Below are 19126 nucleotides of genomic sequence, written 5' to 3' on the forward strand. Positions count from 1 at the left end.
AGGCCATTAGAACCATCGCCTGACTGATCGGATGTCCGCTTTTCGGATGCGGGCCGTAGTCGGCTCAATAACCGATATGAGGCGGATACCAGACAGCCGAGTCCCGATGCGCCGTGCAGTCTTCCGCGCTTTGCGAGGGTGTGTTTGGCGGCAATCGTGCAGCGCTGGAACCGTCGTGGCGCACTCTTCCATCGGAGTGATGGAGCAGCGTGACAGGCAATCGAGCGCGGCCCGGCCGTCTTTCGATCGGCGCGGCCACAGGCAAGATAACGTGCGTTTCGTCGTTCCTGGTCTGCATCGGTCTCATCCGCCGGAGTGGATCTCCTTGTCTCAGTTGGCGTCCGTCAGCGTGCGGGTGCCATGCGTTTCAACTCCCGTTGCGCCGTTCATCGATGAGTTCCCAGCAGCCTGCGATGCTTCTGGTGAGCGCACCGGGCAGCATCGGTTCGCAGCGGCATCGCCGGACATACAACGCTCCGTCGCTCCAACATGGCGTGCATTATCGCTGCCAGCTTGCGCGCCACAGCGGCACAGGCCTTGCGGAGGCAAGAGCGTTTGGCGATCGCCGACCGCAGCTCTTTACGTCGTCTCTGCCCTTGAAGCGCGTCATCAGCCCCGAAGCCGCCTCGTAAAGCGAGCGTCTCATATCAGCATCGCCAGCCTTCGATGTGCGACCCTGACCGCCAATGTCAGATCTCGGTTCGCTCAGCGAGCAGGAGCGCGTCCTCAACATCGACGCCGAGATATCGGACAGTGTTCTCGATCTTGGAGTGACCTAGCAGGATTTGGATCGCGCGGAGATTACCCGTCGCCTTATAGATCATTGATGCCTTCGTGCGCCGAAGCGAGTGAGTGCCATACTCTCCTGGACGCAATCCGATCGCACACCCACTCGTCGACCAAGCGGGCATACTGCTCGTGCTCATGTAGTTCGCACCATCGATGCGGCTCGGGAACGCATAGTCCCCGACCGTTCCTCTGCGCCTTTCGAGCCAAGCCAGAATACTCGCTCGGACGTCGCAGGTCATTTCGAACTGAACCGGACGACCTGTCTTCTGCTGCACGACGACCGCACTGTCCGGATTTCCTGCCCGGCGACCAGATCTCGAATCCTGATCCAGACCATCGCAGCCGCGAAGCTTGCTGTCGATCGCCAGTCGAACAGGGCGCGGTCATGAATGCGTCTCTCTCAATCGAGAAAGAAGCGAACAGCCCAGATCTGTTTCTGTGTGAGCGGACGCTTTGTCCCTACCGTTTCTCCAGCGTTCCAAGCTGCGCGCTCGCGACTGGCATCATCGTATTGGGAATGGCCCATGTAAGTTCTCCTCGGCCGTGATTGGCCGGAGGAAAAACGGCATCAGCCGCTTCGGCGCTTAGGCGCAGCAAGCAGTATTTCCGCTCGTGATTAAGGGAAAGACGATAGCGGCCGTTGAACTTTCAGGGTCCAATGCCGTAGCTGCGCCCCTTTGAGCCTTCCTGCGCTAGGCCTGTCACTACGGTCCGGATCGAAGTAGAGAAATCTCTATGTTCACGAACCGCTTCGGCGCGCGTTGTGATCAGGAGTCCGTCGCCGCCCACGTAACTTACGTTCCACTGCTGGCTCGTTCCGTTATTCTACATTGGCTTTGGAACTCGGAACGGCGCAACAAAAGGATCGCGGCAGGCTTACAGGCGAAGGGATTTCAGCAGTCCGCGGTTGGCACGGAAGTGGGAGGCCACTGCGTCATGCCTCAGCCTTCGGGTCTCATGGGTCGCGACAATCTATTCACTCGTCAAGAAAAACGTTGACGGGCGCAAGACCGTGGACCTCAGCCCGACGGTGTGCCGGCAACGCAGGTACCAAGGCAACGTCAAATCCGTTGAGTGTGTCCGATTGCCAATTAGCTGCGGTGTTCAGAAAACGACTGGGGGACGTGGCGTAGAAGGAAGGGCTTTGAGCTGTCATCGTTTCATCGCGTTGGGCGCTCCCTGTGGCTCTGGCCGGAGGTCTTCCTGGTGATGGTCAGAACGCGCCTGATGGCACATCACACCCATGACACGACGCTGTCGTTTTGCTCTGGGCCGACAAAGTTCAGTATGCTCCGACCGCGCGGGGGCAAGGGCAGCCGGGCAGAAAAGCTTGAATTGTTCGACGGTTGGATAGCGAGACGGCGGCCGACCGCCTGACCTGGCTTCCGAGGGGTTGAAAGGGCAGAAATCGTGGACAAGACGGCGGAAACAGACGTTACTTCGTTGGTTTCGGGCTTCGACCAGCTCGCCGAGCGATTCGTCTCCGGACTGTCCGAGCGGTTTGCCGCTTTAAGCGGCGCCTCCGTCGAACTTGAAAACCTAAAGGCCTCGCTTGCGGCCGAGGGAACGTCTCTCCTAGCCCTGATGTTCGAGATTGTGTTGGTTGTTGCGCTCGTCGCGGGCGGGTTCATCCTGCTCGCCCGGCGGTTCAAGAAGGCGGGAGCCAAGAGCAGCGCATGGCGCAGATTCTTTGCGGGCTTGGCGGCTGCTGTGGTGGCGCTGGTTATCGGTTTCATTGCTGCGCGGCTGCTGGCCGGTTCGGGCCTGCCTTTGCAAACCCTTCACCTTTGGACCATAGCGACCGTGCTCGGCCTTATCATCCTCGCCACCGTCAGATCACTCTTAATGGCATCGCGGCGAACGGAGTTCGCGGAGTGCTCCGCCCATTTGACGGCGCTCGTGCGCGATCTCTCGTTTGCTATTGGCTTTGCGCTCATCGGCGTCACGCTGCTCGGGACGTCGCGGATCTGGAGCGTCGGGCCGGCCTTGGAGGATCTGCTGCGAACAGGCTCGGCAATTCCGATCTACCTTCTGTTTGCATGGGCAGTATGGCGGCACAGACGCACGATGGCAGTCGCCGTCGCCGGTCCGCGCCCCAGAAGCCGCTGGCGCACCCATCTCGCCAAAAAGTGGCCGGCAATCGTGATAGCGTTCCTGATCGTCACCTTTGTCAGCACTCAAGCCGCGCTGACCCTGGGAGCATCGCTTCGTGGGTCGGCCGTTCTACTGACCGCGTTGATGTTTCTCGCCGCGCCACATCTCGACGCAATGATCGGGAACTGGGCGCAGCGCGGTTTGGAGTCTCCCGACATCTCGATCTTGGCGGCGGCGGGGCGACAGACCGCACGCTTCACAATCGTGGCTATCATGATTGCCACGTTGGGAACGCTATGGGCGACCCCGCTGGCTGCAGGGTTCGGCATAGATCTGCGAGAGCTCGCCAAGGGCGCCTCCGGTGTGGCGCTGATCACGTTGGTGGCGGCGTTTCTGTGGAACGTGGTCGGCACGGGGACGGCTCGCGCCTTGCGCGCGGAGTTGCACGTAGTAGGTGGTGACGAGGAGGTGCCGGGTGCGCCGCGTTCACGCCTGGGCACGCTGGTGCCGCTGCTCAGCGCGGTCGGCAAATCGAGCATTCTGGCCTTGGCGCTGCTCTCGATCCTGGTGTCGATCGGGATCAATGTCTGGCCGCTGATCGCCGGCTTGAGCGTGTTCGGGCTCGCCATCGGCTTCGGCTCGCAGACGCTAGTGAAGGACCTAGTCTCCGGGTTGTTTTTCCTGATCGACGATGCATTCCGCTTCGGCGAATATATCGAAACGTCAGGCGCCAAGGGGACCGTGGAAAAAATTTCGGTCCGGTCGGTTTCCCTGCGCCATCAGCGGGGTGCCTTGGCGACAATCCCCTATGGCGAGATCGGCAAGATCCAGAATTTCAGCCGCGACTGGATGATCGAGAAACTGACTTTTCGCGTTGCATTCAACACCGATGTCGAAAAAGTCCGCAAGATTTTCAAAAAGATCGGCCAGGACATTTCGGCCAACCCGGAACTTGCTGGAGATCTGCTCGAGCCGTTCAAGAGCCAGGGGATTGCCGAGGTTGAGGACGGCACGCTGGTCATCCGAGCCAAATTCAAGGCAAAAGCGGGCAGACAGTCCATGATCCGCCGCGCCGCTTTGACCGCCGTGCACCAGGCATTTCAGGAAAACGGCATTCAGGCCGTCCCAAAGCCCCTGACCGGATCAGCGGCACCTGGCTGAGCATTCCGCAGAGGTCGCGGCTACGACGCGCAGATGTATGCTGATCACGCCGGGCGGAGTCTGTCCTTCAATGCTGCCTGAGCGGGATGCCTTGATCGCGCCAGTAGCGGCTAACATCACCATGTGAATCGAGCGGCGTGCGGCTGCGGCCATGCCAAAGCCGGCAAGCAGTGATCCGCCCAGTCAGAGACCGATCGACATGATGTTGACGATTTGGGGTGGATGCCTTCCGGCGGCGTCTTCCCCGGCCGCGAGACTTCGGATGCGCTTGCAAGCGCAAGCGAACACACCCCGCCGATAATTCGACTGCGGGCACGCTGCAGCTGCCGTGCCCCAGACCTTGCGGTACGAGAACTGCTACCTAGGTCGAACGGTTTCTTCACAGGTGGCCGTCTCGGTGCAGGGGTTGAACATCCTTCGGCATTCAGAAACGATGCTCAGAATGCGTGCCGGTCGAGCAAACAGCATCTGCCCTACCCAAGTCGCCCAATGAGCAGGTCCGGCTTTACCTTCGTAGCTCCAATGCGCACTTTCCGAAGAAAAGCCGGGCTTGGCGCAGAGAGGGCATAGGCCAAGCAGAGCCAAGCCTTTGACGAAATCGCCTCGTTTCATTTTTTGCTCCCATCAGACCCGTCGAAGCTCTACCGGCCGCCGACCCCCGGAAGCCGCAAGAAAGGCGACTTCAAATTCTCGAATTTAGAAGCGCCATACGGCGCCGATGATAGGCCCCTGTTGAACGGTGTCGTAAACGAATCCGTCTTTCTCGTAGTCGACACCGGAAGCGCGATACCCAAGTACTGCAGAGAATTTGTCGCTGAATTGATAGCCCGCAGCGGCCATCACGTCCCAGGTCACATCGGCAGAAACTGCCCCACCCACCATTCCCCAACCGGTAAGATAAAGCTGCGGCGTGATGGAGTAGCGGGCCTTCACCCCGACGATGGGATCAGCCCATGTCTGCTGGTCAGACAGCGAGACGCCGGCCAGCACGCCCGGACCATTGAAATCGAGCTCGTTCTTGAGCGAATAGAGTCGGAAGCCTGCAAAAGCGTCGACACTTGCCTGCGGTGTCTCGACAAACCGATATTCCGCCGCCGCTGTCCACATCAAGCTGTGGGCCGTGACGTCTGCACTGCTGGCGAGAATGCCGAATGGGGTATCGGAGGACGCTGACAGCCGCACATAGTTGAAGTCTGTAAAGACGCCGCCTCCGCCAATCCCATGACCCCTATGTCGAATTTGGAAAGTACGTCCCCAATGCTGGCGTCGACATGTGCCGTCCTCCCCCCGGCACCGACATTGCCCTTGAGACCAGCAAGCCAACCATATGCGGCAATCGTGAAAGTCCAACCGGAAGCGTCCTTGTATTCGACACTCTCCGCGCCCGGATATATTTGGTCTGCCGCAGTGGCGACGCCGACCGGGCCGAAGGTAACCAAACCAACAGCGAGCAAAATCCGGGTTTTCATACGTCCCTGTCCTTCCGAATTCAGCCTTTTGGCGCCGCGGGGTTGCGCCCAAAGTCATCGATCAATTGACACAGGCTTCCCTAACGCTGCGCCAGCCAGGCTGATCGCGCCTTCCCCATAATGCGACATGCTGCTGAGCACTTTTCGCAGGGGAACATCGAGTGGGTGTACATTGCTGTCCAGCATGATGCGAACGGATCCGGAGGTTGCAGATGGCGCAGACGGGATGAAGATCGTGCTGAAGCCGTTTGCCCGCTCTATGATGATGCCAAACGCCATATCGTCTTCGCTACCGACGAGTGCCGGTTTCACGGCGTGGTCGGCACCGCCGCCCGTCACTCCCAGCGTTAAGCCGCGGAATAGACCGTAACCTGGCAGGCTTTCCGCGAGCCGCTTCTCGACCGTGCCCACAAGCCTGCCACCGCTCGCTGTTTGGATGAGAAGGCCTATCACGAAACACGAGAACAGCAGCACCAGCGCCGCGATCGCAATAGGCGGCGCAAATGCATGGGTGACATTGTTCGTCAGTGGTTCGATCGCCGACTTGATCTGACCTAGCCCGCGAATGAGCACAAACCCGACCAGCCAGACCGGCAACACGACAACCAGACCGCCGATTAGGGTCGTCTTGAGGAACGAGAACGTTTGTCGCATGTTTGAGCCTTGCTATCTTGCTAGGCGGCGCACGATCCGCCTGCCGTAGTATCGACTTCCGCAAGCAATCATTGCGTCCACATGACGGCGGTCGCAAAAAGCGTGTCGGGTCATGGTGTTTCTTCCCACTTTGCGCCGCGCGGCAGCATCGGTCCGCGTGAATACGCAACGCAGCGAAAGCCCAAATGGCTGGTCGACGTGTCGACCGGCTGGGCCATCCGCGCGGCAGGGCGGTATCGTCGGCAGTAGTTTGGGGCGCAAAGATGCGATCCGCCTTTCATCACCTTGCGGGGGATCCTCGTCTGCAGCTGTCCCGGATCGAGGCTGTCCTCCCGTTTCGCACCTCGGGGGTTTTCGATCGTGCAGCATGGGCTGTCGATCTTGCCGTGCTCCTGGTACCAGTCGGTCGTCCATTGCCAGACGTTGCCGGCCATGTCGTAGAGACCGTAACCGTTAGCCGGGAATGAACCGACCGGCGCGGTGTACTCGAACCCGTCGTCAAGCGTGTTTCGATAAGGGAATTCACCCTGCCAAATGTTGGCCATATGCTCGCCGTCCGGGGTCATCTTGTCGCCCCAGACGAACTCGGCACCATCGAGCCCGCCACGTGCCGCGAACTCCCACTCGGCCTCGGTCGGCAATTTCTTGCCGGCCCATTTTGCGTAGGCTTCGGCGTCCTCATACGCCATATGTACCACCGGATGGGCGGCAAACTTCTTGACCGAACTCGCCGGGCCGCGCGGATGACGCCAGTTGGCACCGCTCACATAGACCCACCAATTGTAGTGATCGCGCGGGTCGATACGTTGTTTGGGCCTGATAAACACCGCGGACGAAGGGATACGCTTGTCCGGCTGCAAGCCAGGATAGTCATCTGGGTTCGCTGGCCGCTCGGCCATCGTGACGTAACCGGTCTCCTCGACGAAGCGAGCAAAGTCACGGTTGGTGACGGTACAAACATCCATCCAGAAGCCGCTCACTGTCACGCGATGCGCTGGTGCCTCTTCCGGATAGTGCTTGTCTGAACCCATGAGAAACGTGCCGCCGGGTATCCACACCATGTTATTGCGCGGTGTATCGTCCGGCACGGAGCTCTCTAGTTTTCGTTCGGTGTCGGCAATTTTTGCCATAGCCTGTGCCATATCTGATGCAATGCCTCGTGGGGCCAACTCAAGGTTCGAACGAAAACGCTTTCACCCAATTGGAGCCCACACTAGCGGCCTCGGGAGATGTCGAGGCCGCCAAATGGAGAATGTCCGGCCTGGGCCCAAAGGCACCTTCTCCGAGAGCGCGCCCTAATCGAAGTCGGCTTCCTTCGCGGCTCCGGCCGCATTGTTCTGATCGACCTTCGGCTGGTCCGCAGCTGCAATCGGCTTCACATCGATGGTGACTTGTTCGATCGTGCCAGTGAACATCGCCGGCACCTGATAATCCTCGCTGACCGGAGTGCCTTCATCCATGCCAACGTCGGCGCCCTCGTCTGCAGAGAACAAATAAGGTTGCGTGCGTTTGATCCGGCCCTGCGCAATCTTGCTGCCGTTTACGAAGATGGTTCCGGTGCCGCCGGAGCCGGGCTTGCCACCATCATAAGCGAACTCGAAGCGGATGGTAGCATTGCCCGTCGGGATCGGCTGATCACTGGCGATGTCGTAGTGTTCAATACCTAACCAGTTGTAAGTGAATGTCGGGCGCCCGCCCTTCAGCCACAGGCTCCAACCGCCGAATCGTCCCGCCTGTGCAACGATCACTCCGCTCGCATCTCCCTTCGGGTTCGCGACCGTTGCCTCGACAGAGAAAGACTTGTTCTTCACGTTGATGAAGGCATTCTCCATCATTCCGATCATGCCGGGATAGACTACGAGAGATGTGCGTTTGCCCATAAGATCGGGCCGTCCGGCGAGGGCCGCGTTGAACCGCTCAAGGCTGCGATCGTCGATGGGCAGCACGTGATTCTCGGCAGCCACCTTCATGAACAGTGCCTGCATGTCCTTCAGCTTGGCCGGATTCGAGGCGGCGAGGTCGTTCGCCAGGCTGAAATCGGCACGAGTGTTGTAGAGTTCCCATTTGTCAGCGGCAAGTGCGGCTCGCGGCTTTGGTTCCCAGGGCGCTTTGTGAACGGTCCCAGCCAGCCAGCCGTCATTGTAGATGGCGCGGTTACCGAGGATCTCGAAATATTGCGTCAAGTGCCGGTCCTTCGCTGAAGCATCGTCGAAGGAGTAGCGCATGCTGACGCCCTGCATGGGGATTTGGACGGTCCCATTCACCGACTTCGGCTCCGGCAAGCCGGCAGCATCGAGGATGGTCGGTGCGACGTCCACTACATGGGACCATTGCGAGCGTACCTGACCCTTCGCTTTGATGCCATTCGGCCAGGACACGACCATTCCATTGCGCGTGCCCCCGTAACTGCCCGCGACCTGTTTGGTCCAGGTGAAGGGCGTGTCGCCGGCGACAGCCCAACCGGAAGCATAATGATTATAGGTCATCGGGCCGCCAAGCTCGTCCATATGCTGGAGCTGGACCTCCAACGGTTCCGGGACTGCATTGAAGTAGGTGTTCTCGTTGAATACGCCGTTGGCCCCGCCTTCGGCGCTGGCCCCGTTGTCGCCAGCCATGTAGAACACAAGGGTGTTGTCGAGTTGGCCCCTATCACGAAGGGCCTGTATGAGACGGCCGACCTCGTGATCGGCGTATTCGCCGAAGCCAGCATAGACTTCCATCTGGTGCGCGAAGAGCTTTTGCTCCTGAGGCGTCAGCGCGTTCCAGTCCTTGATGAAATCTGGTTTCGGGGCGAGTTTAGTACCTGCCGGGACCACGCCGAGCTTGATCTGTCGTGCCAGGGTTTGTTCGCGCAGCTTGTCCCAGCCTTGGTCGAAGACACCCTTGTATTTGTCGATCCATTCCTTTGGCACATGGTGCGGTGCATGGACCGCGCCCGGCGCGAAATAAATGAAGAAGGGCTTGTCGGGGGCGAGGGTCTTCACGGAGCTCACCCAGGATATCGCCTGGTCGGTCATGTCGGTCATGAAATTGTAGGTGGGAACAAGCGGATGTTCGACCTTGGCCGTTCCGTCATAGATCAGCGGCGCCCATTGATTGGTCTCCCCGCCCATGAAGCCGTAGAACTTGTCGAAGCCGGAGTGTGTGGGCCAGCGATCGAACGGGCCGGCGGTGCTGATCTCCCAAGGCGGGGCTTCATGATACTTGCCAAAGGCGGCCGTGCCGTAGCCGTTCAAACGCAAGATTTCCGCGACTGGGGCAATAGCGTTGGGACGCACGCCGGTGTTGCCCGCAAAGGCAGTCGCCACTTCGGCGACGGCACCCATGTTGTTCATGTGGTGATTGCGGCCGGTCAGAAGCGTTGTCCGTGTTGGCGAGCAAAGTGCCGTTGTCTCAAACGTGTTGTACTTAAGCCCCTGACCAGCAAGCTGCTCCAGCGTCGGCATGTGGATTGGGCCGCCGAAAGCGCTCGGTTGCCCGAAGCCCATGTCGTCAAGGAGTATGATGAGCACGTTGGGTGCCATGGATGGCGCCTTCACCGCGAAAGGTGGCGGCGGAGTGGCGTTTCGGGCATCAAGTTCGGTGACCGGCGGCACTTGCGGTTGTGCGATCGGCAGGACCGTGCGATCGAGCGCGGCGTCCTGTGCCATGGCGCTAGATGGGAGCAACAACCCGACCGACGAAGCGGTCAGAAGCAACGCCAGAGTGAGTTTACGCATCATATTTAATTCCTCCCATTTTCTCGCGGTATCGTTCAACCAACGACCCACCATCGAGGGTGACACTGACTCTCTCGATGACTGCTGCCTGCGCACACTCATAAATGGTACGCCCCAATGGGCCGGCGCTGGAATGTAAGTTACGTGGGGCAAGCGTGTAATCGCGCTACAGAGCCGCTGTCGTAGCAGGGCACGAACTCGTAATGTGCCCGGGCGGCATTGCATCGCAGCGGATTCACGCGATGTGCCACACGCCCACGTGGACGTTTCCTACTTTTCAAGGATCCTCCGGCTGTCACCGGCTTCTCCACGGAGTTGGCTGGGAATCCCCCCTAAAAGCAGACCACCCCAGACGGCAAGAAGCGCGTGCAATACAACCGTGGGCCAAAGCATGGGGCCAGCCATCTTTAAGAGCACGGTCGCATAGACGAGGAGAATTGATACGGCCGTGTTGTAAATCATAATGCCAATGAGCAATCCGAATAGTGAATGACTTACCTTGTCTCTCCTCGCCATCCAGCTTGCGACGCCGATGGCAAGCAGCGCAGCGCCCGCAATGCGGCCGACAAAAAGTGCTTCAACTGCGGCGCTTTCCAATCCAAGCAGGAGAGCAAATGCAACGGAAGGCAGCAACAGAAGACCGAGGCCCGTCGCTGCCTCGATCGCCGCGACTACGATCAGGAATAGCTTGCGTTTCGCGTTCATTTGTTGACCTTACCCATCGCGATCCGCCGCACGCTGCAAAGAGTCCCGTGCATCTCAATGCGTCTTCATCGCTGGTGGCTGTTTCCACGATCCGTCGAGCGCTTGCGGCTTCGGCCAATAGAGCCGCATGACAACCATGAAGGGACCTTTGGGCGCGGGTAACCAATTCGCTTCCTCGGCATCACCTGGCGACTGATTCTGAATATAAAACGTCAGGCCGCCATCAGCATCCTTGACGAATTGCGACAGCATCGACTTGTTAAGCAAGTAGCGATTGATCGGGTTGGCGACAAGCAAGCTTGAGGGCAAGTCGTACATCGTAAGCGACCAGAAGGCGTTGGCAGGCGGCAGCTGATCGGGCGTAAAGTGCACCGTGTAACGGTTACCACCATCGAGCGTCTGCCCCTCGGAATCCACGGTATACACCGGGTACATGGCTTCCTCCTTCGAGTTGCCATATATGCCGAGCACCGCTCCGGCCATGCGGTAAAGATAGTTGTTCTTCAGATGCTCCCGGGTGCCGAGCAGATCGCCAGACGTCACCTCCCGAGCGTCTATTTTCTTTTTAAGGTTAGCGAGCTCAGCCCAAGCGTCAGCCGTCCCCTGCTCGATGGCAGTCTTCATGTTGGACGAGAGAGTGTTCACGTCGAAGGCTTTCCCTGCGCTCACACCAATCTTGGCAAAACGCGCCATAAGGTCGGTCTCAGAGGGGTCGGTTGCACAGAACTGCAGGACGAAATTCAAGATGTTGAAAACCTGGGGCGACGTCTTCTGTTGGTCCGGTACCAGCGGCTTGGTGAAATCAATTGCCGGTGCCGCAGCCGGAGCAGGCTGACCGAGAAACGCCGACAGCGGCTCAGCCTTGTAGCCAGCTTGAATCTTCTTGACGTTGTCGAGATCGCCCGGCCTGAAAAGCTGCGTGCGATAAATACCGAGCACAAGCTCGGTCTGCGAACGGATCACCTTTGTGACACCCTTGGGCGGCTTGCCCTTCCAGCCCGGCGCGGCGATGAGGAAGCTGCCGCCATCGTTGCCGGTCGTACGACTGCCGATGTAGTCGAAATTATAGGTGTATAGATCGACGAGCTGGATGCTGAAATAGCGGTCCTTTTCCATCGACGGCACGGTAAGCACGATCGGTTCAGCCCGTAGGTCGAGTCCTATCATGGAATAGGGCGTGTCAGAGTTGGGCGTCTGGACTGCCTTGTCATCGGGCGTGTAGACACGAGGAATGTTGACGAGCTGGTTCCAGGGACCTTTGAATTCGGGGCTCTTTCTGTTGATGAAATAGGCGTGAAGGATTCGGTAGCCGTCAACCATCGGGTAGCCGTAGATGTAAGCCTGCTTGGCGATCGCGCGCGCTTCAGACGGAGTTATGTCCGCAGCCTTAGCGCTTTTAGAGCCAAGTCCTGCGAGCCCCAGCGCAAGCGCACAACCTGTCGTAAAGTTGCGGCGAGTCAGTCTCATCGCGTTTCTCCCAGTGTCGAATTTGCGTGAGCGGTCCCCTCAAGCACTATGTCTTGCATCCTTTTGTGGGCGGAGTCGGCAGGGGGCAATTCTTGCCGCCAGCATCCGCTTTCTTGCGGCCCTGCGGGCCGGTCAAACTCTCGACCTCGTTGCCGTAGTTTTCTCGGGTGTTCTGATCAACTGCTGCAACGGGCGCCGCAATCACCAATCCTGCAGCGCTGCCCGCTGCCGCCGCCGCACCGGTGGTCGCTTGTACGATTGTGTCGCCAACGCCGACCCTGCTGTCAGTGAGGCTCTGACCGCCGGCCATCCGTGCCCCGATCAGTTGCACGATCTGCGGTGATGAGGCGAACTTGCCGTGATTCAGACGGTCTCCGGATTTGACTTTCGTCAGATCGATGACGGTTACGTTCTCGCTCGCGAGCTCTTCTTTGTATGGAGCCTCTTCCGGATTGATAGAGCCGAGCCGGGGGATATTGCCCCAAACCCGTCGCGAAACTTTAAGGGCGCGGTCATCCTGCGAGACAAAAAGGGTGAACTGCGGGTGCCGTTTGCCCATATCTGCAATCTGCGTGCGGAACACGTCGACATCGACGTCAGGCGCAGCCAGCATGACATTCCTGAACTTCGCCGGCAGGCCGCCATTGCGGATGGCCATCTGACGCAGGGATTCCAACGCCAGCCAATTGCCCATCGAATGAGCGAGGATCGAAACCTCTTTTATGTCGGGATCGCGCGCCAGATATTGGAACAGCAGTTCGAGGGCGTCGCGGGTGTAGTTGGTGCTTTCGCGATCGTACCCATAAGCCAGCGTACTGCCTCGTGAAGGCCATGTGACTAGGATCGGAACGCTGTCCGTTCCGGTATCCTTGGCGATTTGCGCAAAGCGGTAAACAGAGTCTTCGAACCGATTGTTGAACCCATGGATAAAGACCAGAACGCTGTGATCCGGGCTCTTCCTGACGGAGGCGTGAAGCCATCCCTTCGCTGTCTGCAGTGTTAGTTCTTCGGCTTTCACAACCGCGAAATCGGTCGCAGGGTTTGATGGCAGCTTCTTCGGCCAGGCGACCTCGCCCACCTGGCGGACCGATGCCGGAGGGATCGACACTGTTATGTCCGCAAACGAGGGAGCGCTTCCGCGTTCCCCCGTATACATCTCGGCCGGATTGGCAGAGCGCGCGCGGGTCGTCGTTACCAGCATCTCGATCTTGCTGGATGACGGCGACGTATCAGCCACCGGCAAAAGCACGTTCGTCGGACGGGTCGCACAGCCCGATAGCAAGCCGATAAATGCCAATGCCAACAAGAGGCTATTAATAGGCCCGATTCTCGAATTGCTTACCAACAGCACTCAAAGCCCCCTCATACCGCCGATGCACACAATCAGTTGATGTGAACAACCACGTACTGGGAGCCGGAGTGCTGATAGTACTTGCCGCCGCAATGCCAGACCGCCGTTCCGTTGACCGCAGTTTTGACGCAACCAGCAGGAAGTGTCCGGATATAGACATGTGTTCTGTGGATTGTTCGCCGTGTCGTGCGCCGCGCGACACCCGCTGCGCTTCCGGGTGTGAGCGGCCGACCAACCCTTGCGTTCGCATCAGTCGACAGTGAGCCTGTCGTAACCAGCGAGATCGGATCTATCTGGACGAAGGTGGCCAAAGTCAGGGCCAGGACGATAGAGTTGCGCAATGTGAACTTCGTTGTCATCATTTCCTCCATTGTTTTAGTCATTGATCAGGTCTAAGCGCCCCATTCCCGCAGACACGCCCTCGGCATGAGGGCGAGTAGCTATGCGCCAGATCCGCTCTGCATCGGTCCGTTTTCCACGCTCTTTACGTGGTCGTTCATCGTGGCGGCCACGGAGTGGTAGCCGACTTCCGGACGGCATCTGTGTTCAGCACTGTTTCCACCTCACCAACCAACCGATCCACCAGTTCCTGCCACTCAGCTCGTCTGGCCCCGCGTAGTGCAGGTGCGACCTCATCGACCTTTGAAAGCGCAAACTCTGCGTCCGCGAGTTCCTCGCATATGTCGCGAAAACTCTCACTCCGATCCATCAGCCGATGGATCGCCAATTCGAATTGAGGAAATCGGCGCACTGCCGCCGAAATCGCTCTTTGTCTGTCAAACGATCCGTCTTCTGTTGCCATGACGCTAATTCATCGAGCTGATACAATCGTATTGCAAAGAGTTGGCTGCGGAAGGTAAGTTACGTGGGCAAGCACGTAACCGTTATAATTATAAAACCGCGGTTGTGCGGGATTTAGCGAGGGTATGGTGATACAGGCGGGTGTATCCGCAACTGGGAGGCATGACCTCCCTGTTGAGGATTGCCGTGCCCAACTTGCCTTGATCGTCACCAGTGCGGACTTCGATGCAACCGGGCGCGAGCGCCGCTTCCTGACCCATGTGGTGGAGGAAACGCTGGCAGGGCGTGGCGACCGCATCAAGGCGTATACCATCGCGACCGAGGTATTCGGCCGCGGCGAGTCGTTCGACGCGCAGACGGATCCCATCGTCCGTATCGAGGCTGGCCACCTCAGGCGCGCGCTCGAGCGTTACTATCTGACCTCCGGGCAGGCCGACCTAATCCTGATCACGATCCCAAAAGGGGGCTATGTTCCAGTCTTCTCCCGGCGATCGCCAACGCCCGTTGCAGAGCTTCCGACTACTCCTGATGCATCCCTCGTCGTGCCTGCTCCGGCAGTCCGGAGGAGGAGGTCCAGTCTGATCTGGGTGCTTGTGGCGCTCCTTGTGGCCTTGGCCCCGATCGTATGGTGGTGGCACTTGCCTGGCGCCGGCCCCGATATGCCTGAACGACCTCGCGTGCTTGTGCAGGCTTTTGAGGATCAGGCGGGCACGACGGCCTCGGCTGCCATTGCCAGCGGCTTGAAGCAGGAGGTCATCAGCCAACTCTCCAAGTTCAAGGACATCGTGGTCATGGAGTCGACCGCAAAGGCCGACGATACATCGGTTGCGTCGCCGCGATTTATCCTTGCCGGAAGCGTCAACCTGTCGACCGATGCCTTTCGCCTTCAGGTTCGCTTTATCAATCGGCGCGACGACTCGGTTCTGTGGGCCGAAAGCTACGATGGCGGAATGAAGGTTGCCGATCTGCTCCAGGCTGAAGCCGACATTGCCCGCAAAGTGACGACGACCCTGGCTCAAACCTACGGCGTCATCTTCCAGGCTGATGCATTCCACCACGTCGAGAACCCGCCCGATGACTGGGCCGCTTATTCTTGCACGCTTTCCTTTTATGCGTACCGGGTCGACCTCAATCCAGAAACCCGATCATCGGTACGCACCTGCCTCGAAAAGTCGGTCGATCGCTTCCCCAATTACGCCACCGCCTGGGGACTTCTTTCGCTGATCTATATCGATGACTATCGATTCGACTTTTCGGCAGATCGCGCCTCGTCGCCAGCCGCGCTCGCGCATGCCTTTACCGCAGCCAGGCGGGCCGTGGGACTCGATCCACTTAACATCCGGGGACGCCAAGCGGAAATGTTCGCCCTCTATTACAGGAAGGAAATTGATGCCGCATTGAGCGTGGGCAAGGAGGCTTTGGCCGTCAATCCTAACGATACCGAACTTCTGGGCGAATATGGCGATCGCTTGGCGATGTCGGGAAATTGGCATGAAGGGTGCGCGCTGATTGGGCAAGCACGTCAACGCAATCCGAGTTCCGTGGGTTACTATGACATTGATCTGGCCATGTGCTCTTATTTCCTCGGCGACTATGTGCAGGCAGCCATATGGATCAAAAAATCGCCGATCCCATCCAATCCGGTCTACCACATGCTTGCAGCCGCGATTTTCGGCGAAGGCGGAGACAAGGTCGCTGCTGAGCGCGAACGCGCCTGGCTTGATCAAAATCAACCAGCTTTGGTGAAGAACATACGGCAAGACCTTTCGATGCGGCTGCTCCGGTCGCAAGATGTCGAATTCGTCCTCGGCTCACTGAGGAAGGCTGGCCTTGACGTGCCGCACTGACTGACGCTCGTCGCCGTCAAGACGACAGGCCCCTGGGACATATGGAGGACCGCGTGCGTGTCCAGGGCGGCGACCCGACGCAATTGGCTCGTCCGCCTTGAAACGCGCCCAGCCCGTGACAAACCGTTGCTTCAATAAGCAGGGACCCGGTCCAGGCGCTGCGACCAACAGCGTATGATACCGCCGCGCAGGTTAGACGGGCGGCGGTCCCTTTGACTTCGGCGTGATGCGCTCCCACATCGGGTGGGAGACCATCTAGCCGCAGAACAGAACCATCCGCTTTCCCCGTCCCTGGCTGCCTATGAACGCGATGGGTGCCCGCCATGCGCGCTTCGTCGCACAATCTCACACGCCGGCGCTTTGCGAAACTTTGTCGGCTGGCCGAAGCCAGTGGCGGAGATGGGGTGGGAATATTCCCTGGCGGTCAATGTTGGAGGCACTTGCGGCCCACTGCCATAGCCTTGAATGTCCCCTTCAAATCGACGACGAAGGTTCCCTTGGTGTCCGGAAACACGGTCATTTTATATTTCTTCGCCACGTCGCGTTTGAATTTCGGGTCGTCGGTCAAGATGTAACCGCCGGAATATCCGCCCTTGAGTTCGCCGCTCGTGCTGGTGGCCACACCCTTATAGAGATGGCCGTCGAGAGAGACGAAGATTTCCGATGTGTTCCCGTTCTTAAGCCCGATATCCACCTTCGTGAACACGCCAAGATATCCGACCTCCTGATTTGCCGTAACGCCCATTTGCACTGCACTTGGCCCATCTTGGCGCACGATCAAGCAATCTCCGCGGGTTTGATTTGCATAGACCGTCCAGCCCTCCACGTCGTCTCCATATCGGACAAGCACATCGCTAGCCTTGGGAAGGGGATTTTGTGTTTGCGCGTAGGCTGCTGTCGCAGATGAAAGTGCTACTGAAGTTGCCGCGATGAGTGTCATGAAGTTTCGCATGGTGGTGCCTTCCTTGTTAGCGCTTCTTTGCTTATGAATGTCCGCGCTGCTGTCCCAGCATGGGTCTTTCCCCTTGCGGGCAAACTTCATCGGATGCCTTCAAGGGCTTATCGCTATGAGCCCGAGGGCAGAAGGTAAGTTACGTGGGCAAGCACGTAGTCAGGTAAGAACAGCTAAGGCTTGTGATGCGACGCATCGCCCCCGAAAGACCGTAAAGGATAGCGCCTTCACCATCCTTTTGATTCCTAAGTGACACGCCCCGCCTCAGCGAGTTCCTCGTCACAGTCCGAAGGTTCGTAGTGGGCCCGCACATTGCGCGAGGACCGTCCGGAAGGGCGCTGGCAGCCGGCGCAGCTGTCTTGGTCCCGCGCTGGTGGAATGCCACATTCCACTTCGTTCGGCACCCCAATTCTAGCATATGAATGGCGGGTTCTGGAATTAACGAACGCGATCGTGAACCTAAGAGCGTCCGAAGGGCTATCGGCGGCTCCACTGCGGAACGAAAAGAAGTTATGCCCATCAGTCATGGCAAGTTGCACTTCGGGGCTAACCGAGTCGATCGAGCGTCACGGTTTTTCGATCTTGGTCAGCAGGCCGTCCGATTTCTATCCGGCCATATCCGTTGTTACTATCCCCCTCCTCCGAGCCTTCCATTTCTGGCGCTCAGACCTCAGTCATAGCCGTGCAACTGCATGATCAACGGTTCGGGAGTGTGTGCGATCCTGCTCGCAGGCAGCAGTTCGGCTTCCACCAGCAGTGCGGAACCCGGGGAATATTTGGAGGCCCTAATGAAATATCTGACGGCCGAGGAAGTCTCGGAACGTTACCGTGGTAGCATCTCTCTTGGGACGCTACGAAACTGGCGAGCCATGAGGATTGGACCGGCCTACATCAAAATCGGAAAAGCCGTGCTGTATCCGATCGACGAACTTGAGCTATGGGATAACAAAAATATTGTGGTGTGCCGTGGTTCAAAGCGACTTACACCGGACGCGAGTGAGTGAGCTCGATGATCACGCAAGAGCACACAAAACCGCCCCAAACACGGACGTCAGTTAAGCGTCAAGACGACCGGATTGTGGTCAAGTCCGAGTTGATGTTCAGGCATGCTGACAACCGCGGACAGGGATAGTCAATCCCTCCCTGCACCCGGCTTGCCGACAACTATTCCTGCTGGAATTGACAGGGCCATTCTTCAGGCCTCGTCAAGCCAGAAGGCAACTCGGTCCGGGCGTCTCCGCAAGCCATGTTGAGCTGCCACTGGGACAGACCCGTCGAATTGGAAAGATCGAGGCCCTCGATACGGGTCAGAAAGAAAAAAGCGCGGTCAAAATCTATCGGCGCGGTGAACGTCGCTCCTCGGAAGTCCGCCCGCGCGAGATTGGCAAACGAAAAGCGGCTGCCGCTGATATCGGCGTCATGGAACTGCGCTCGCCCCAATTCCGCCTTTGTGAAATCAACATTGGTCAGATTGGCGTCCTGGAAATTCGAGCGCTGCACTTCCGCGCTTGCAAACACAGCGCCCCGGGCGTCCATATGGCTGAAGTCGGTCCTGTAGGCCTCGATTTTGTCGAACCGGGCGCCTTTGGCGGTCGAGTCGGCCAGGGAAGCACGCACAAGCGTTGCCTTCTCAAAATTTGCCGCAAGGAGATTGCTGTTCCTGAGGTCGGTCGAAGTGAAATCAACACCGAACAGGTTCGCCCCGCTCAGGTCCTGTCCTTTTAGGATGAGAAGCTTTTTGTCACAGTCCTGCCAATTGACGCCAGGCGTCGCGGCTGCGTCGCAATTTTGAGCGGCAGTGGCGTTCTGCCAAGCAAATACAATGCAAACCGCTAGAACCAAGCCGGATGCGCCGTAAGCTCTGGTTCGTCTCAAAGTCATTGTTGCTGGGCCTCTGCTGCTCGCCGACATCAACCTTACCACAGCTGCTGACACTCGAGCCACGGTGACGACCGCCGTCAAAGTTGATGTGAACGAGGTTGATGGGCCTCCACGCAATCCAGCCCGACGCGGCGGGAAGTGAGGCGATTCGGCCTCGGCGATGTGCCCGGAACCGCGGAAGTATCCAATGGGATCGATGATAATCGTACGTTCTTCATCTCGGCAGGTCACGTATT

General features: G+C 58.6%; 14 protein-coding genes and 1 pseudogene. 3 read left to right on the plus strand and 12 right to left on the minus strand.

The window, feature by feature from the left end:
- Positions 1 to 386 precede the first annotated feature (386 nt).
- Both F3H96_RS31115 and F3H96_RS31120 read right to left on the minus strand, forming a co-directional pair.
- Positions 387 to 691: pseudogene (locus F3H96_RS31115) on the minus strand (IS110 family transposase); the annotation flags it as partial.
- Positions 690 to 1028 carry a tyrosine-type recombinase/integrase gene (locus F3H96_RS31120; RefSeq protein WP_244620047.1) on the minus strand — a complete coding sequence of 113 codons (339 nt, stop codon included), beginning with the start codon at positions 1026 to 1028 and terminating at the stop codon, positions 690 to 692. The pseudogene F3H96_RS31115 and the gene F3H96_RS31120, both read right to left, overlap by 2 nt.
- A gap of 1171 nt (positions 1029 to 2199) precedes the next feature.
- Here F3H96_RS31120 and F3H96_RS15750 point away from each other — a divergent pair.
- Positions 2200 to 4044: a mechanosensitive ion channel domain-containing protein gene (locus F3H96_RS15750; RefSeq protein ID WP_244620028.1), complete on the plus strand. Its 1845-nt coding sequence runs from the start codon at positions 2200 to 2202 to the stop codon at positions 4042 to 4044.
- A gap of 696 nt (positions 4045 to 4740) precedes the next feature.
- Here the strand turns inward: F3H96_RS15750 and F3H96_RS31125 are convergent.
- The 8 genes from F3H96_RS31125 to F3H96_RS15790 all read right to left on the minus strand — a co-directional run bounded on the left by F3H96_RS31125 (position 4741) and on the right by F3H96_RS15790 (position 13768).
- Positions 4741 to 5151, minus strand: coding sequence for a hypothetical protein (locus tag F3H96_RS31125; protein ID WP_244620029.1), 411 nt, complete (start codon positions 5149 to 5151; stop codon positions 4741 to 4743).
- Between the two features lie 416 nt (positions 5152 to 5567).
- A complete protein-coding gene (locus F3H96_RS15760; RefSeq protein WP_149802653.1) occupies positions 5568 to 6167 on the minus strand; it encodes a hypothetical protein in 600 nt (199 codons plus the stop codon).
- Between the two features lie 110 nt (positions 6168 to 6277).
- A complete protein-coding gene (locus F3H96_RS15765; protein ID WP_244620048.1) occupies positions 6278 to 7228 on the minus strand; it encodes a formylglycine-generating enzyme family protein in 951 nt (316 codons plus the stop codon).
- Positions 7229 to 7462: 234 nt separating this feature from the next.
- Entirely contained in the window at positions 7463 to 9889 is a 2427-nt protein-coding gene (locus F3H96_RS15770) for an arylsulfatase (protein WP_149802655.1), read from the minus strand.
- Between the two features lie 267 nt (positions 9890 to 10156).
- Positions 10157 to 10591, minus strand: coding sequence for a hypothetical protein (locus F3H96_RS15775; protein WP_149802656.1), 435 nt, complete (start codon positions 10589 to 10591; stop codon positions 10157 to 10159).
- Between the two features lie 54 nt (positions 10592 to 10645).
- On the minus strand, positions 10646 to 12058 hold the full coding sequence (locus tag F3H96_RS15780) for a DUF1254 domain-containing protein (protein WP_149802657.1): 1413 nt from the start codon (positions 12056 to 12058) through the stop codon (positions 10646 to 10648).
- A 46-nt stretch (positions 12059 to 12104) separates the two neighbouring features.
- Positions 12105 to 13364 carry an alpha/beta hydrolase gene (locus tag F3H96_RS15785; protein ID WP_244620049.1) on the minus strand — a complete coding sequence of 420 codons (1260 nt, stop codon included), beginning with the start codon at positions 13362 to 13364 and terminating at the stop codon, positions 12105 to 12107.
- A gap of 77 nt (positions 13365 to 13441) precedes the next feature.
- Positions 13442 to 13768, minus strand: a complete 327-nt coding sequence (locus tag F3H96_RS15790; protein WP_149802658.1) for a hypothetical protein — start codon at positions 13766 to 13768, stop codon at positions 13442 to 13444.
- A 642-nt stretch (positions 13769 to 14410) separates the two neighbouring features.
- On the opposite strand from F3H96_RS15790, the gene F3H96_RS15800 reads away from it, so the two are divergent.
- Complete coding sequence (locus F3H96_RS15800; RefSeq protein WP_244620030.1) at positions 14411 to 16057, plus strand: hypothetical protein; 1647 nt, start codon at positions 14411 to 14413, stop codon at positions 16055 to 16057.
- Positions 16058 to 16481: 424 nt separating this feature from the next.
- Here the strand turns inward: F3H96_RS15800 and F3H96_RS15805 are convergent, their stop codons facing one another.
- A complete protein-coding gene (locus tag F3H96_RS15805; protein WP_244620031.1) occupies positions 16482 to 17099 on the minus strand; it encodes a hypothetical protein in 618 nt (205 codons plus the stop codon).
- Between the two features lie 698 nt (positions 17100 to 17797).
- Between F3H96_RS15805 and F3H96_RS15810 the strand changes: the two genes are divergently transcribed.
- Complete coding sequence (locus F3H96_RS15810) at positions 17798 to 18013, plus strand: helix-turn-helix domain-containing protein (RefSeq protein ID WP_149802661.1); 216 nt, start codon at positions 17798 to 17800, stop codon at positions 18011 to 18013.
- Between the two features lie 160 nt (positions 18014 to 18173).
- Here F3H96_RS15810 and F3H96_RS15815 read toward each other — a convergent pair whose 3' ends face one another.
- Positions 18174 to 18890: a pentapeptide repeat-containing protein gene (locus tag F3H96_RS15815; protein ID WP_149802851.1), complete on the minus strand. Its 717-nt coding sequence runs from the start codon at positions 18888 to 18890 to the stop codon at positions 18174 to 18176.
- Between the last annotated feature and the right edge of the window lie 236 nt (positions 18891 to 19126).

The sequence above is a fragment of the Mesorhizobium sp. NFR06 genome (assembly GCF_900115245.1).
Lineage (GTDB): Bacteria > Pseudomonadota > Alphaproteobacteria > Rhizobiales > Rhizobiaceae > Mesorhizobium.